We start from the raw sequence: 14,734 nt of genomic DNA, 5'->3' as shown, positions 1-14,734 counted from the left end.
TCGCCAGGATGCGGCCACGCTGTGGTATCACGACCACACCATGGGCATCGAGCGGCTGAACCTCTATGCCGGTTTGTTCGGCATGTATCTGCTGCGCGACGACCATGAGTTGTCACTAGGCCTGCCCAGCGGCGATTTCGAATGGCCGCTGGTGTTGACCGATCGCCTGCTTACCGAAGACGGCCAGCTGTATTACCCCACCTCCGGCATCAGCGATGCACCGTGGGTGCCGGAAGTGTTCGGCAACGCGATGCTCGTGAATGGCGCGCTGATGCCGCGGCTCGACGTGCAGGCGCGGCGCTATCGCTTCCGCGTATTGAATGCGGCGAACGGGCGCTTCTTCCGCCTGAGCCTGCGCGGCCAGCGTCCTTTCCTGCAGATTGGCAGTGACCAGGGCTTGCTTGCAGCGCCCGTGCAGCAGACCAGCCTGTTCCTTGCGCCGGGCGAGCGCGCCGATCTCGTCGTGGACTTTGCCTCGATGGATGGCACGGCAATCGAGCTGATGAACGATGCGCTGCCGCTGATGCAGTTCAAAGTGGCCGCGGGCAAAGTGAGCGACAGCAGTCGCGTACCGTCGACGCTGCGTGACGTGCCCCGCATGGCCGAAACGAGCGCGACGCAGACCCGTGTGCTGACCATCGACGAATACGCCGATTGCGTGTCCACGCCGATGTTGATGCTGCTGGACGGCAAGCATTGGCATGAGCCGGTGAGCGAGAAGCCGCGTTTGGGCAGCACCGAAATCTGGAGCCTGGTGAACCTCACCGAAGACACGCACCCGATCCATCTGCACCTGGTGCGATTTCAGATCTTGGATCGTCGCCCATTCGACGTGGATGAGTACCTGGAATCCAAGACGATACGTTACACGGGGCCGGCTCAGCCGCCACCGGCGCATGAAGCCGGTTGGAAAGATACGGCGCAGGTGTATCCCGGCATGGTGACGCGCTACATCATCACGTTCGAGGGTTATGCCGGACGCTATGTCTGGCATTGCCATCTGCTGGAGCATGCATCGAACGAGATGATGCGGCCGTTTGAGGTGGTGGCCTGAGGGTCGGGGAGTCGCGCACAGGGTGCGCTCCCACATTATTCCGGTGACGCGTCGCGGAGCGCTGCGGGCGAGGCGGGCAGGGTGTCCGGCGCCACCGCGCCACCGGAAATGATGAAGGCCATCGCCTGGTCCATGGTCCAGTCGGTGGGCGTGAGCTCTTCCACCGCCACCACTTCCAGATAGCCACCCGTGGGATTGGGCGTGGTCGGAATATAGACGGCTGCCATTTCGCGGCCGGTGCCTTCTTCGATCATCACGCGCGTGACGAAGCCCACTACCTTCATGCCCTTGCGCGGAAAATCGATCAACACCACGCGCTGCACGCCCGAAGGCTTTTGTTGAAGTACGGCCATCAACTTCTTGGTGCCACCGTAGATGGTCTGCACCAGCGGAATGCGCGCAAGCAATGCGTCAAAGCCATCGATCAGGCGCTGGCCGATCACGCGGTTGGCGAGGGCGCCCAGGATGTACAGCACGCCCAGCGTCAGCAGCAGCGCGATGACGAAGGTGATCCACGCGTTGTTGAGCGCCATGCCGGCAAGCGGCGACGTGGACGACAGCGTGGCCAGCAGCGCGGATGCCAGCGGCGTGCCGATACCGGCGAGCATGCTCAACACAAACTTGAACACCACCCAGGTCACCCACAGCGGAATGAAGGTGAGCAGGCCGGTGAACAGGTAACGCTTGATGCGCAGACGTTTCATGGAGGGATGCCGGGGAAGGGACGCGGCGATTGTCCCACGGGACTGGCTTCGCGTCGTCCCGAGTCGTCAGCCGCGGTGTCCCGCTGGCGACATCGCTAGGCAGTCGTGGCCGGCTGCTCGTTGGTCGACTCGCTGCGCGCCTTGGGCTTGAGTCGCACATACAGCTGCTTGCGTACGCGCGCCACCACCTCGCCGCTGCGTGTGGTGATGTCCACGTCGAACCAGCGCAGCACCTTGTCGCCACCGGCGGCAGCTACGCGCAGTTCGTCGACCACCGAAGGCTCCAGCTTGAAGTGGGCGTAGACATCCTCGCGACCCGGCGCGACGAAGTCGATGGCGCCGGCCTTGTCCCACACAAAGTAGTCGTTGCCCAGCTGATGCATGGCCAGCAACATCCAGAACGGGTCCGTCATGGCAAACAGATTGCCGCCGAACTGGGTACGCACGTAGTTGCGGTTCCATGGGCGCAGCCGCAGCACCACCCGCAGCTCGGACCAGTCCTCGGACACGTGCTGGACGCGAATGCTGTTGAACAGAAAGGGCGGCCACAAGTTCATCAGGCGGCGGAAGGTCGAAGCGCGCATAGGCAATAGGCTGGACGGTGAAAACCGGCCGAGTATAGCCCAAACATACGTAAGCGTATGGTTTGGTTGGCGGTAGGCCTTCGGCTTAGTTGAGCCCTCGCCCCGAATGGCCAAGCGCGAGCGCTGCCGCCAAGAAGTTTCGTGCTTATACTCGCCGCACGGCGGGGCTGCATGGGGCGCCACGCCACAGGGGAGAATGCATGGAAAAGCGAATCCAGCGCGCCGTTTTCGGCGTGCTTTGTCTGTTGTCGACTCCGTTGTTTGCCGCGGAGGTGACGTTCAATGATCTCGCGCGCCATCTGCAGTATGGCGAAGTGAAGATTTCGCCTGACGGTCGACACATTGCCGCCACGACGGTGGTGAAGAACAAGCCCATGCTGGCGCTGCTTGACCTGGGCACCAACAAGGGCGCGATGGTGACGCCACGCGAGGGCAACCAGGTCGTCGATTTCTGGTGGGCCAACGACAATCGTGTGATCTATACCGAAGGCACCAAAGTTTCCGGTTGGGATCGCCCCTTCGGCACCGGCGAAATCTTTGCCGTTGATGCCGACGGCAGCAATCCCAAGCTTCTCTTCGGCTACCGGGCCGGTGGCCAGGCGAGCGCCAGTCATATCCAGCATCAGGAGGCGGAGCGCGCAGATGGTGAGGTGATCGCGATATTGCGCAACGATCCTCGCCACATCCTGATTTCGGTCTCACCGTGGGATACCGGCGCCGAGGGTGCTTTCAACGACATCTATCTGCTGGACGTCAATGACGGTTCCAAGCGCACGCTGGGTAAGGCGCCCTTCCGCAACGCCAATTTCCTCGTCGACAATCATGGCGCCGTGCGCTTTGCCGAGGGCTACGACAGCCACGCGTATCCGGTGGTTTATTACCGCCAGAGCGATGACAAGCCGTGGACGCTTCTGTACCAGGGCACGACGGAGAAATCCGTGCCGTGGGCAATGGATTTCAGCCGGGACGACAGCAAGGTGTATAGCTCGTGCGGGGCGCCGGGCAAGGTAGCTGCTCTTTGCGAATGGGATGTCGCCACCCAGAAGATGAGCGAGCCGCTGTGGAGCAGCGACACCGTCGAGATCAAAAGCCTGGTGTACAGCCTCGATGACCTGGACGTGGTAGGTGTGTATTCCGATCCGGGCGCGCCCACCGCGGAGGCTTTCGTTGCGGGCTCCGATGCGATGAAGGTCATCGGCACACTCTCGCGCGCCATGCCGGGCGAGAGCGTCAGCATCGTGTCGAGCTCGCGCGACGGCAGCAAGTCGATTGTGGTGGCCCATTCATCGATGGACCCCGGCACGTTCTACCTGTGGGACAACGCCACCGGCAAGGCCTCCGCGCTATTGCAGCGGGCGAACTGGATCCATCCCAACCAGATGGCCGCCATGCAACCGATTGAATTGAAGGCACGCGACGGGCTCACCATCCACGGCTATCTCAGCACGCCGCCGGGTAAGGAGGAGGCCAAGCATCTTCCGTTGGTGGTGTATGTCCACGGTGGTCCCTTTGGCGTTCGCGATTACTGGCGCTACGACCCGACGGTGCAGGCCTTGGCCACCCACGGCTATGCGGTGCTGCAGGTGAACTTTCGGGGCTCGAGTGGTTACGGAAACGCCTTCATGCGTGCCGGCTATCACGAGTGGGGCGGCAAAATGCAGGACGACGTGACCGATGCCACCCAATGGGCGATCAAGCAGGGCATTGCCACGCCCGGGCGCATCTGCATTTTTGGCGGTAGCTATGGTGGCTACGCGGCGCTCGAAGGCGCCATGAAGGAGCCGGACCTCTATCGCTGCGCGATCGGCTATGTGGGCGTGTACGACCTGGGCCTGTCGCTTACGCGGGGAGGTGGGACGGGCAACACCATGGCTTCGAATTTCTGGAAGGCGCGCATGGGCAACGACGAGCAGGAACTGGCGTCCCGTTCGCCGGTGAACCAGGTGGATCGGCTCAAGGCCAACGTCATGCTGATTGCAGGTGGCCAGGACACGAACGTCCCGCCTGTCCACGCCGAGCGCATGCGCGCAGCGCTCGACAAGCGCGGCGTCGGGTATGAATGGCTGTACAAGTCCGACGAAGGCCACGGCTTCTACGACGAGAAGAACACCGCCGAGTTGTACGAACGCGTCACGCAGTTCCTCGACCGCTATATCGGCAGCAATGCAGGCGGTAGCGCGACGGCGGCGGGTTCGCCCTGATGAAACGCGAAGCCCGTTCCCGCCAGGGAATGGGCTTCGGATGGCAAGTAACGCGGCGGGCGAGGAATGTCGCCCGCCGCGCAGCCGACTCAGAACAACAGCGACGCCATGCGACGGCGATAGCGGCCGACCAGTTCGGCGTCGTCGAGCGTGGTGAAGGCAGCCAGCAGTCGCTTCTTGGCCTGGCCGTCGTTCCAGTCGCGCGCCTTTTCCAGCGTGACCAGGAATTGATCCAGCCCCGCCGGGGCATCGCCTTCCAACAGCAGGCGCACGCCTAGCAAGTCGCGCGCGGCCCAGTCGCCGGCGTCGGCCTGTACGCGCTGCTGCAGCTCCGCCAGCGACGGTGCACCCTTGAGTGCGCGGGCCAGGTCGAGTTGGCTGCGCAGGCGGACCGCGCGGGCGTCGGTGGCCAGGTTGGCGGGCAGAGAGCCAAGCTCCGCTTCGGCGGCGTCGGCATTGCCTGCACGCATCAACGCCAGGGCGAGATCGAGCTTCAGCTCGGCGCGTTCCGGCTCGGCCGCAATGGCCTGCTGGATGCGGTTGATGGTTTCTTCCGGCGACTCCGGTGCCGCCTCGAGCTCATCGTTCGCGGCGCCATCAAGCGGCTGCACATGGCGCAGCAGGAACTCGCGCAGCTGGCCCTCGGGCAGGGCGCCCTGGAAGCCATCGAGGATCTGGCCATCTTTCACCAGCATCACCGTGGGAATGCTGCGGATGCCGAACATGCCGGCCAGCTGCTGCGACTTGTCCACATCGACCTTGGCCAGTCGGAAGGCGCCATTGAATTCGCCGGCCAGCTTCTCGAGCATCGGGCCCAGCGTCTTGCACGGGCCGCACCAGGTCGCCCAGAAATCGACCAGGATCGGCGTGGTCAGCGAGGCCTGCAGCACCTCGGCTTCGAAGTTGTCCTCGCGCACGTCAAACACATGCGTATCGGCGGTCGTGGCACTCACTGGGGACTCCCGTTGACGAATGCCCTTCACATCAGGGCGTCAGCCAGCATATCAAGGTCGCAGGGGCTTACGCCGCCCAAGCTTGAACGGCTTGTCCGGCCCCAGCGGCACTAGACACGGATATTTGCGAAAATCCCCCCATGACCATGCCATCGCAAGGCATCAAACCCGCCATCGCGCCGCCCACCCTGTGGATATGCGAGCACTGCGACACGGTCTACCGTCGTCGCAAGCTGGCCCGTGGCGAAGTGGCGCGCTGCCTGCGCTGCGACGCCATCCTCGCTCGCCATCACAGCATCGGAGTGCGCGGCATGCTGGCCCTGGTGATCACCGCGATGATCGCCTTCGTGCAGGCCAACATCTGGCCGATCGTGACGCTGGGCCTCAATGGCCAGCTGATCAGCGCGACGCTGTGGGGCTGCATCATGATGATGTGGCGTGAGCACGCCGAGGTGGTGGCGGTGATTGCCGCCCTGACCTTGTTCTTCTTCCCCATCATCAAGATGGGCTTTCTGTTCTGGATCCTGGCCTATGCGCGTCTGCGGCGACGCGCGCCGGGATTCCGCTGGATCCTGGTGATGCTTTATCGCCTGGGTCCCTGGACCATGAGCGAAGTCTTCGTGCTCGGTGCGCTGGTGGCCATCGTCAAAGCGCACATGTATTTCGAAGTGCAGCCCAATGCAGGCATCTTTGCCTATGGCGTACTCATGCTGATCATCACGGCGTTCTCCAGCATCGACGTGCGCCGTTTCTGGGATCTGACGGAGGAGACGCCGGCATGAGCGAGCTTCTCCGCGCCAGCGACCTGGGCCTGATCGGCTGCCATGTGTGCCGCCTGGTCTGCCGCGATGTGAAGACGCCCGATGCGGTCTGTCCACGTTGCGGATGCGCGCTGCACAAGCGCAAGTCGGCCAGTTACACGCGGACCTGGGCCTTGCTGATCGCCGCATTCGTGTTTTACTTGCCCGCCAACGTCCTGCCCATCATGCGCACGGTGAGCCTGGGCGACGTGGACGACAACACCATCCTCAGCGGCATCATCGAGCTGTGGAGGAAGGGGTCGCCCGATCTGGCGGTCATCGTCTTCACGGCCAGTATCGTGGTGCCGGTGTTGAAATTCTTCGCGCTGAGCCTGCTGCTGATCAGCTCGCAACGCGGCAGCCAGTGGGCGCAACGGCAGCGCTCCCGGCTTTACCGGTTGGTGGAATTCATCGGTTACTGGTCGATGCTGGACGTGTTCGTGGTGGCGCTGTTGACGGCCTTGGTGCAGTTTGGCTTCTTCAGCCAGGTGGAACCCCTGCCTGGTGTGGTGTTTTTCGGGCTTACCGTGGTGATTACCATGCTCGCCTCGATGACGTTCGATCCACGATTGATCTGGGATGGCAGGGAATCTGATGACTGACGATAAAAACATCGCCGACGATCTGCCCGAACCGGTCGTGCAAAAGCCGCGCGTCAATGCATCGCTGGTCTGGCTGGTGCCGGTGATCGCGGCCCTGGTCGGTCTTTCGCTGGTGATCCACGCCTGGTACGACGCAGGCCCCACCATCAACATCAGTTTTCAGAGCGCCGAAGGCCTGGATCCGGGCAAGACGCCGGTGAAGTACAAGAGCGTGATCATCGGCAAGGTGAACACGGTGCGCCTCAGCGACGACCGCACCCACGTGGTGGCCAAGGTCGCGCTGGAAAAGAGCGCCAAGGGTTTCGCCACGGCGGACTCTCGCTTCTGGGTGGTGCGCCCGCGCATCGGGCTCGGTGGCGTATCCGGCATCGATACGCTGCTCTCCGGCGCATTCATCGGTGCCGACGCGGGGCAGTCGCAGGAACCCAAGGAAGACTTCGTGGGCCTGGAGACGCCGCCCACGGTCACGCATGGCGCGCCGGGCAGGACCTTCGACCTGCACACCGATGACCTGGGCTCGCTGGATATCGGCTCGCCCGTCTACTACCGCCGCATCCAGGTGGGGCGCGTGTCGTCCTACCATCTCAACAAGGACGGCAAGGGCGTGACGCTGCAGATCTTCATCGATGCGCCCAACGATCAGTTCGTCACCACGTCCTCGCGCTTCTGGAATGCCAGCGGCGTCGACGTATCGCTGGGCGCCGATGGCCTGAAGGTCAACACGCAGTCGCTGGCCACGGTGCTGGCGGGTGGCCTCGCGTTCCAGGATCCGCCGGGGCCGCATGACGCGACGCCGGCGCAGGAAAACGACGCCTTCACCCTGTTCAACGATCAGGCCACCGCGATGGCGCCGCCCGATGGCGAGCCTCGCTATATCCGCATGCGCTTCAACCAGTCGCTGCGCGGGCTGGCGGTGGGTGCACCGGTGGAATTCCTGGGCGTGCCGTTTGGCCGCGTGGTGTCCATCAACCTGGACTACGACGAAAAAACGCAGACCTTCCCGACCATCGTGGGCGCCGTGGTGTATCCGGCGCGCCTGGGCAAGGCGCACGACAAACTGGTGGCGATCGCCAAGTCGCAAGGCGACGACGAGCAGATGTCGGCCATGATGGGCAAGCTGGTCGATCGCGGCCTGCGTGCGCAGGCCCGCACCGGGAACCTGCTCACCGGCCAGCTGTATATCGCGATGGACTTCCTGCCCAAGGCGACCAAGGTGGACTTCGATGGCCGCACCAAGCCGCTGGAAATCCCCACCGCGCCGGGTGATTTCGACAAGATCCAGCAGCAGATTGCCGATATCGTCAACAAGATCCAGAAGGTGCCGTTCGACAGCATCGGCAACAACCTCGATCAGTCGCTGGCCGAACTGCACAAGACCTTGCAGCAGGTCAACGGCAGCGTCTTGCCGGAATTGAAGAACACGCTGCAGGGCGCGCAGAAGACTCTGGGCAATGCGGACAACGCGCTGGCGCCTGATTCGCAGCTGCAGCAGAGCCTGGGCGGCACACTGCAGGAGCTGCAACGCGCGGCGCGTTCGCTGCGCGTCATGACCGACTATCTGGGCGCGCATCCGGATGCGCTGCTGCGCGGCCGCCGTGCCGACGACAAGCTGGCACCGATGCCGCCATCGACGGCGCCGGTGGAACCGACACAAGGGAGCAAGCCATGAAGCGCTGGGGAACATTGAACCTGGCCGTCGCCACGCTGGCCCTGGTGCTGGGTGCCTGCGGTTCGGCGCCGCCGCTGCGCTACTACACCCTGGTGCCGCCGGCGGGCGGCGATGCCACGGTGGCGCCCACGGCCCAGCCGTTCCAGTTCGAATTGCTGCCGGTCACGGTGCCAGCCCAAGTGGATCAGCCGCAGATGGTGGTACGCGAAGGCGGGCAGGGCGTGGCGGTGCTGCAAGGCCAGCGCTGGATCGCGCCGCTGGGCGATGAAGTGCGCGGTGCGCTTGCCGCCGACCTGGCACGCGATTTCCGCGCGCAGGACGTGACCGGCCTGCCGAACCAGGGCAAGGCCACGGTGCGCATCAAGCTCGATATCCGCCGCTTCGACTCCGTGCCGGGCAGCTATGCCTATATCGACGCCGCCTGGAGCGTGCGCCCGCCGAAGGGCGGCGACCCGCTGGCCTGCACCAGCCGCTTCAGCGAAACCGTGGGCGCGGGCTACGACTCTCTCGTGCAGGGACATCAGCAGGCGATCAACCGCCTGGCCGGGCAGATTGGTGTGGTGGCCGGTGCCATGGCCGCTGGACAGAGCGCGAGCTGCCCCGCGGGTTGATGCTGCAGAACACCCTGTGGGAGCGCACCCTGTGCGCGACAAGCCTACGGAGCGCAAGCCCCAGCCGCCTGTCGCGCACAGGGTGCGCTCCCACAGAAATACGAAGGCGCACGCCCGTTTTGCCACCGTTTGGCGCTGAACAGACCCCAATTCTGCTAGTCTGCCGCGTTCCCAGCTGACCATCGGAAAGGCCGGTGGCAGCCCGCAAAACACACGGCGCCGGACACATGCAGGACATTCAGGATCAAGGTTCCCAGGACCAGGGCAACGAGCAGGGTTACCAGCCGCAGGCGCTGGAAACCGCTGCTCAAGCGTATTGGCGCGAGCAGCGCGCCTATGAGGTGAAGGAAGATCCTTCACGCCCCAAGTTCTATTGCCTTTCCATGCTCCCGTATCCGTCGGGCGMGCTGCAYATGGGSCATGTGCGCAACTACACCATCGGCGATGTGATCAGCCGCTACCAGCGCATGCAGGGCAAGAACGTGCTGCAGCCGATGGGCTGGGACGCCTTCGGCCTGCCTGCCGAAAACGCCGCGATCAAGAACAAGACCGCGCCGGCCAAGTGGACCTACCAGAACATCGAGCATATGCGCGGCCAGTTGCAGCGTATGGGCTTTGCCTACGACTGGACCCGCGAATTCGCCACCTGCCGTCCCGACTACTACCGCTGGGAACAGTTGATGTTCACGCGGTTGATGAAAAAGGGCATGGCCTACCGCAAGAACGCCGTGGTGAACTGGGATCCGGTCGACCAGACCGTGCTGGCCAACGAGCAGGTGGTCGACGGCCGCGGCTGGCGCTCCGGCGCGCTGGTGGAAAAGCGCGAGATCCCGCAGTGGTTCCTGAAGATCACCGACTACGCGCAGGAATTGCTCGACGGCCTGGACACGCTGCCCGGCTGGCCGGACGCCGTGAAGACCATGCAGCGCAACTGGATCGGTCGTTCCGAAGGCCTGGAAATCCATTTTGACGTGGAAGGCGAGCGCGAACCGCTCACCGTCTTCACCACGCGCCCCGATACGCTGATGGGCGTCACCTTCGTGTCGATCGCGGGTGAGCATCCGCTGGCGCTCAAGGCCGCGCAAGGCAACGAAAAGCTCGCCGCATTCCTTGAAGAACTCAAGCACGGCGGCGTGTCCGAAGCCGAGCTGGAGACGCAGGAAAAGCGCGGCATGGATACCGGCATCGAAGCCATCCATCCGCTCACCGGCGAGAAAATTCCGGTGTTCGTGGCCAACTTCGTGCTGATGGGTTATGGCACCGGCGCCGTGATGGCCGTGCCGGGCCACGACCAGCGCGACTGGGAATTTGCCCAGCGCTACAGCCTGCCGATCAAGATGGTGGTGGTCGATCGCGCGGTGCTCGACGCCGTGGCGGAAATCAATCACGACATGCGCAAGGGCGTCGGCGCCGATCCCATGCGCGCCGCGCTGGGCAATGGCGGCAGCATCGATGCCTACGAAACGTCGGCCGCGGTGCAGCTGATCGAATCGTTCGAGCAGAGCATCCAGGAAGACGGCGCGTTTACCGAGCGCGGCTTCCTGGTCAATTCCGGCGAATTCGATGGGCTCGATTACGGCCAGGCGTTCGACGCCATGGCTGCGCGCTTCGAGCGTGAAAACAAGGGCATCCGCCGCGTGAACTGGCGCCTGCGCGACTGGGGCGTGAGCCGCCAGCGTTACTGGGGTTGCCCGATCCCCGTGATCTACTGTCCGAGCTGCGACGCCGTGCCGGTGCCGGAAGACCAGCTGCCGGTGGTGCTGCCTGAAGACGTGGCGTTCTCCGGCGTGCGTTCGCCGATCAAGGCCGATCCGGAGTGGCGCAAGACGACTTGTCCGCAGTGCGGCGGCCCGGCCGAGCGCGAAACCGATACCTTCGACACCTTCATGGAGTCGAGCTGGTACTACGCGCGTTACACCAGCCCGGGCGCCAGCGATCAGGTCGACGAGCGCGCCAACTACTGGCTGCCGGTGGACCAGTACATCGGCGGCATCGAGCACGCCATCCTGCATCTGCTGTACTTCCGCTTCTATCACAAGCTCATGCGCGACGCGGGCCTGGTGAAGGCGGATGAGCCGGCCACCAACCTGCTGTGCCAGGGCATGGTGATTGCCGAGACGTTCTATCGCGACAACGCCGACGGTTCGAAGGACTGGATCAACCCTGCCGACGTCGAGATCGAGCGCGACGACAAGGCGCGCGTGATCGGTGCACGTTCGAAGCACGACGGCCAGCCGGTGAAGATCGGCGGCACCGAGAAGATGTCCAAGTCCAAGAACAACGGCATCGACCCGCAGGCAATGGTGGACAAGTACGGCGCCGACACCGTGCGCCTGTTCTCCATGTTCGCCGCGCCGCCGGAGCAGTCGCTGGAGTGGAGCGAGGCGGGCGTGGAAGGCATGGCCCGCTTCCTGCGCCGCTTCTGGCGCGAAGTGACCACGCATGCGTCCAACCCGGATCATCCGGTGGTCGATCCGTCCGCCTTGGACGCCGGCCAGAAGACGCTGCGCCGCCAGGTGCACGAAACCATCCAGAAGGTGAGCGACGATTTCGGTCGCCGCCACTCCTTCAACACGGCGATTGCCGCGCTGATGGAACTGCTTAACGCATTGAACAAGTTCAACGACCAGAGCGACCAGGGGCGCGCCGTGCGCCATGAGGCGCTGGAGGCGATGGTGCTGCTGCTCAACCCGGTGGTGCCGCATGTGAGCCACGCGCTGTGGCAGGTGCTTGGCCATCCGGCGTCGGTGCTGGAAGATCAGGCCTGGCCGCAGGTGGACAGCGCCGCGCTGGTGCGCGACTCGCTCACGCTCGCGGTTCAGGTCAACGGCAAGTTGCGCGGTACCATCGAGGTGGCCGCCAACGCGTCGAAGGAAGAAGCCGAGGTGCTGGCCCGCGCCCACCCGCAGGTCGCCGCCTTCCTGGAAGGCCAGGCCGTGCGCAAGGTGATCGTGGTGCCGGGCAAGATCGTCAACATCGTCGCAGGATGAAATCCATGAGCCGTGTGTTCCAAGCTTCGCTGCTGTTGATGTCCATCGCCCTGCTGGCGGCCTGCGGCTTCCATCTGCGCCAAAGCGTGGCCTTGCCCCCGGGCATGCAGCGCGTCCACGTGACCGCCGCCAACGTCAATCTCCAGCGTGGGCTCGAGCGAGCGCTGTCGAGCTCGGGCATCACGGTGGAGGAACATGGCGGCACTGGCATTGCGGAACTCAATGCATCGCTGGCCCAGTTCAGCACCGATACGCTGACCGTCAGCGGCCAGGCACGCGTGACCGAATACACCGTGCGCTATCACGTCGAGTTCGACGTGAAAGACGGCGTCGGCCAGCCGATGTTGCCGCATCAGCGCATCGATATGCAGCGCGAATTCAGTTACGACGCGACCAATACGGTCGGCACCACGGCGCAGGTGGACGCGATCCAGGGCAGCCTCAACGACGACATGGTCGATGCCATCCTGTTCCGACTGCAGGCTGCTGGCCGCCATCCGGGCCAGACCGCGGCCGCCGCGGCGGCGCAGGAAGCGCAGCCGGCTCCGGCCAGCAGTACCCACTAAGACACCAGGCCGTCATGCCGCTCAACGCCTTGCAATGGCAGAAATCGCTGGCCGCCGATCAGCTGAGGCCGGTTTACCTGCTGGCTGGCGAAGAACTGCTGGTGCTGGAAGCCGCCGATGCGCTGCGTGCCCAGGCGCGCAAGCTCGGTTACGCCGAGCGCGAAGTGCTGGAAGTGGGCAACCATTTCGATTGGGATGACCTCGCGCGTGCGGCCGCCGGCATGTCGCTGTTTGCCACGCGCCGCCTGCTTGACCTGCGTCTTCCCACCGGTCGCCCCGGCACCGAGGGCGCCAAGGCCATCAACGAGTTCTGTGCCAATCCGCCGCCCGACGTGACCTTGCTGATCACGGCGATGGACTGGAGCAACAAGCACGAAGGCGCCTGGACCAAGAACCTCGACGCCGCCGGCGCGCTGGTGGTGTTCAACGCGCCGCGCCCGAACGAATGGGCTGCGTGGATCGGCGCACGATTGTCGTCTCGCGGCCTGTCCGCCACACCGGATGCGGCGGCCTTGCTGGCCGAACGCGTCGAGGGCAACTTGCTCGCCGCGGCACAGGAAATCGACAAGCTCGTCGTGCTGCACGGTCAGGGCAAGATCGATGCGCAGGAGATGGCCGATCTCGTTGCCGACAGTGCACGTTACGACGCTTTCAAACTGACCGATGCGGCGTTTGCGGGCGAGGGCGGTCGTGCGCTGCATATACTCGCCGGCTTGCATGCCGAGGGCGAGGAGCTCATCGGCCTGATGGGCTGGCTGGTGAATCAATTGCAGCTCGCACTGCGCCTGGCCAATGCACGTGACTTTGCCGCGCAGGCACGTGCGGAACGCCTGTGGCCGGCCCGTGAACAATTATTCCGCAAGGCACTGCGCCGCGCGCCGCGCGAACACTGGCTGCAGTGCCTGGCACGCGCGGCACGCATCGATCGCATGGCCAAAGGCCGCGAACAAGGCGATGCCTGGCTGGAAGCCGAGCGCCTGATCGCCGCCATCGCCGAACCGCGGGCCGCCGGCGCACTGGCATGAAGCCGCTGGCGCTATTCGGTGGCACCTTCGATCCGGTGCACCTGGGACATCTCAGCGTCGCCTGGGAAGCGTCCGAGCTGCTCGATGCTGAAGTCCGCCTGATGCCGGCGCATGTGCCGCCTCATCGCCATGCGCCCACCGCCTCGCCGGCGCAGCGCGTGGCGATGTTGAACGCTGCGCTGCAAGGCCAGGATCGCCTTAGCCTGGATACGCGCGAATTGCGGCGTGATGGACCTTCGTACACGATCGATACCTTGCGCGAATTGCGCAAGGAGCAAGGCGAACGCCCCCTGGTCTTGCTGCTGGGCGCCGACGCGTTCGCCAACCTGCCGAGCTGGCACAGCTGGCGCGAACTGTTCGATTACGCGCATATCGGCGTGCTCAATCGACCGGGCATCGATGCGGCCTGGTCGGTGGAGTTGGCCGTGGAAATCCTGCCGCGTCGCGTGAGCGATCCAAAGGTGTTGCAGGAATTGCCGGGCGGCAAAGTGATCGAACTGGCGGTGACGCCGCTGGAGATTTCCGCCACGCGTATCCGTGATCTGTTGGCCGAAGGCCGCGATCCGCGTTACCTGTTGCCCTGCGGGCTGTTTGAAGACCCGTCGGTGCTCGCGCCGTATCGCACATAGCGGATTTGCGCCGCTGCGGTGGCGTGACCAATCCCTTTGTAGGAGCGCACTCGTGCGCGACCAGCCGACGGAGCGGAACACCCAAACGCTGCGGTCGCGCACGAGTGCGCACCTACAACGCCGCGCACGGTCTCGGATTAAGTGTTACGGCCCCGCTCTGTGTAGGAGCGCACCCTGTGCGCGAACACCYGACGGAGCGGTACATCCCAGCGCCGCGGTCGCGCACAAGTGCGCTCCTACAAGGGGGACGCAGGTCCGTGGATGGCGGATCAATCTTGCCGGTCGGCTCGTCTGTGGGAGCGCACCCTGTGCGCGACAGCCACGCTGCGGTGTACCGCTCCGTAGG

Annotated in this window: 13 protein-coding genes; 10 read left to right on the top strand and 3 right to left on the bottom strand. The window is 64.5% G+C overall.

The annotated features are described in order from the left end of the window. Nucleotides 1-1,054 (top strand): multicopper oxidase family protein (locus AC1DMG_RS13720; RefSeq protein WP_477180624.1); only part of this gene is annotated, 1,054 nt, incomplete at its 5' end. Nucleotides 1,055-1,089: 35 nt separating this feature from the next. Here the strand turns inward: AC1DMG_RS13720 and AC1DMG_RS13715 are convergent. After that, nucleotides 1,090-1,758 (bottom strand): DUF502 domain-containing protein, encoded by a 669-nt coding sequence (locus AC1DMG_RS13715; protein ID WP_477178049.1) that lies wholly within the window; start codon nt 1,756-1,758, stop codon nt 1,090-1,092. 95 nt (nt 1,759-1,853) lie between these two features. Continuing rightward, nucleotides 1,854-2,342 carry a DUF4442 domain-containing protein gene (locus AC1DMG_RS13710; protein ID WP_441602679.1) on the bottom strand — a complete coding sequence of 163 codons (489 nt, stop codon included), beginning with the start codon at nt 2,340-2,342 and terminating at the stop codon, nt 1,854-1,856. 200 nt (nt 2,343-2,542) lie between these two features. Here AC1DMG_RS13710 and AC1DMG_RS13705 point away from each other — a divergent pair, with 200 nt between their 5' ends. After that, nucleotides 2,543-4,543, top strand: a complete 2,001-nt coding sequence (locus AC1DMG_RS13705; protein WP_477178050.1) for a S9 family peptidase — start codon at nt 2,543-2,545, stop codon at nt 4,541-4,543. 89 nt (nt 4,544-4,632) lie between these two features. Here AC1DMG_RS13705 and trxA read toward each other — a convergent pair whose 3' ends face one another. After that, the gene (trxA, locus tag AC1DMG_RS13700; RefSeq protein ID WP_477175466.1) at nt 4,633-5,496 is read right to left on the bottom strand and encodes a thioredoxin; all 864 of its coding nucleotides are present in this window, start codon (nt 5,494-5,496) and stop codon (nt 4,633-4,635) included. A gap of 140 nt (nt 5,497-5,636) precedes the next feature. Here trxA and AC1DMG_RS13695 point away from each other — a divergent pair, with 140 nt between their 5' ends. From AC1DMG_RS13695 to nadD, 8 genes are all read left to right on the top strand, one after another. Then, nucleotides 5,637-6,278, top strand: coding sequence for a paraquat-inducible protein A (locus tag AC1DMG_RS13695; protein ID WP_477178051.1), 642 nt, complete (start codon nt 5,637-5,639; stop codon nt 6,276-6,278). Beyond that, nucleotides 6,275-6,898 carry a paraquat-inducible protein A gene (locus AC1DMG_RS13690; protein WP_441602683.1) on the top strand — a complete coding sequence of 208 codons (624 nt, stop codon included), beginning with the start codon at nt 6,275-6,277 and terminating at the stop codon, nt 6,896-6,898. Before AC1DMG_RS13695 ends, AC1DMG_RS13690 begins: the two co-directional genes overlap by 4 nt. Beyond that, nucleotides 6,891-8,567: a PqiB family protein gene (locus tag AC1DMG_RS13685; RefSeq protein ID WP_477178052.1), complete on the top strand. Its 1,677-nt coding sequence runs from the start codon at nt 6,891-6,893 to the stop codon at nt 8,565-8,567. Before AC1DMG_RS13690 ends, AC1DMG_RS13685 begins: the two co-directional genes overlap by 8 nt. Next, nucleotides 8,564-9,178 carry a PqiC family protein gene (locus AC1DMG_RS13680; RefSeq protein ID WP_477178053.1) on the top strand — a complete coding sequence of 205 codons (615 nt, stop codon included), beginning with the start codon at nt 8,564-8,566 and terminating at the stop codon, nt 9,176-9,178. Before AC1DMG_RS13685 ends, AC1DMG_RS13680 begins: the two co-directional genes overlap by 4 nt. 227 nt (nt 9,179-9,405) lie before the next feature. Beyond that, entirely contained in the window at nt 9,406-12,168 is a 2,763-nt protein-coding gene (leuS, locus tag AC1DMG_RS13675) for a leucine--tRNA ligase (protein WP_477180623.1), read from the top strand. Nucleotides 12,169-12,173: 5 nt separating this feature from the next. Further along, nucleotides 12,174-12,734, top strand: a complete 561-nt coding sequence (locus AC1DMG_RS13670; RefSeq protein ID WP_477178055.1) for an LPS-assembly lipoprotein LptE — start codon at nt 12,174-12,176, stop codon at nt 12,732-12,734. Nucleotides 12,735-12,748: 14 nt separating this feature from the next. Continuing rightward, a complete protein-coding gene (gene holA / locus AC1DMG_RS13665; protein ID WP_441602688.1) occupies nt 12,749-13,759 on the top strand; it encodes a DNA polymerase III subunit delta in 1,011 nt (336 codons plus the stop codon). Next, nucleotides 13,756-14,388: a nicotinate-nucleotide adenylyltransferase gene (gene nadD, locus AC1DMG_RS13660; protein WP_477178056.1), complete on the top strand. Its 633-nt coding sequence runs from the start codon at nt 13,756-13,758 to the stop codon at nt 14,386-14,388. Before holA ends, nadD begins: the two co-directional genes overlap by 4 nt. Nucleotides 14,389-14,734 lie beyond the last annotated feature (346 nt).

The sequence above is a fragment of the Dyella sp. 01N36 genome, from assembly GCF_056399745.1.
Note: the sequence above shows the minus strand (reverse complement) of the source record. Positions and strands in the feature narration are given on the sequence as shown.

Coding starts and splice junctions, on each gene's coding strand:
- AC1DMG_RS13715 (WP_477178049.1), bottom strand. CDS start 1,758: ATGAAACGTCTGCGCATCAAGCGTTACCTGTTCACCGGCCTGCTCACC.
- AC1DMG_RS13710 (WP_441602679.1), bottom strand. CDS start 2,342: ATGCGCGCTTCGACCTTCCGCCGCCTGATGAACTTGTGGCCGCCCTTT.
- AC1DMG_RS13705 (WP_477178050.1), top strand. CDS start 2,543: ATGGAAAAGCGAATCCAGCGCGCCGTTTTCGGCGTGCTTTGTCTGTTG.
- AC1DMG_RS13695 (WP_477178051.1), top strand. CDS start 5,637: ATGACCATGCCATCGCAAGGCATCAAACCCGCCATCGCGCCGCCCACC.
- AC1DMG_RS13690 (WP_441602683.1), top strand. CDS start 6,275: ATGAGCGAGCTTCTCCGCGCCAGCGACCTGGGCCTGATCGGCTGCCAT.
- AC1DMG_RS13685 (WP_477178052.1), top strand. CDS start 6,891: ATGACTGACGATAAAAACATCGCCGACGATCTGCCCGAACCGGTCGTG.
- AC1DMG_RS13680 (WP_477178053.1), top strand. CDS start 8,564: ATGAAGCGCTGGGGAACATTGAACCTGGCCGTCGCCACGCTGGCCCTG.
- AC1DMG_RS13670 (WP_477178055.1), top strand. CDS start 12,174: ATGAGCCGTGTGTTCCAAGCTTCGCTGCTGTTGATGTCCATCGCCCTG.
- holA (WP_441602688.1), top strand. CDS start 12,749: ATGCCGCTCAACGCCTTGCAATGGCAGAAATCGCTGGCCGCCGATCAG.
- nadD (WP_477178056.1), top strand. CDS start 13,756: ATGAAGCCGCTGGCGCTATTCGGTGGCACCTTCGATCCGGTGCACCTG.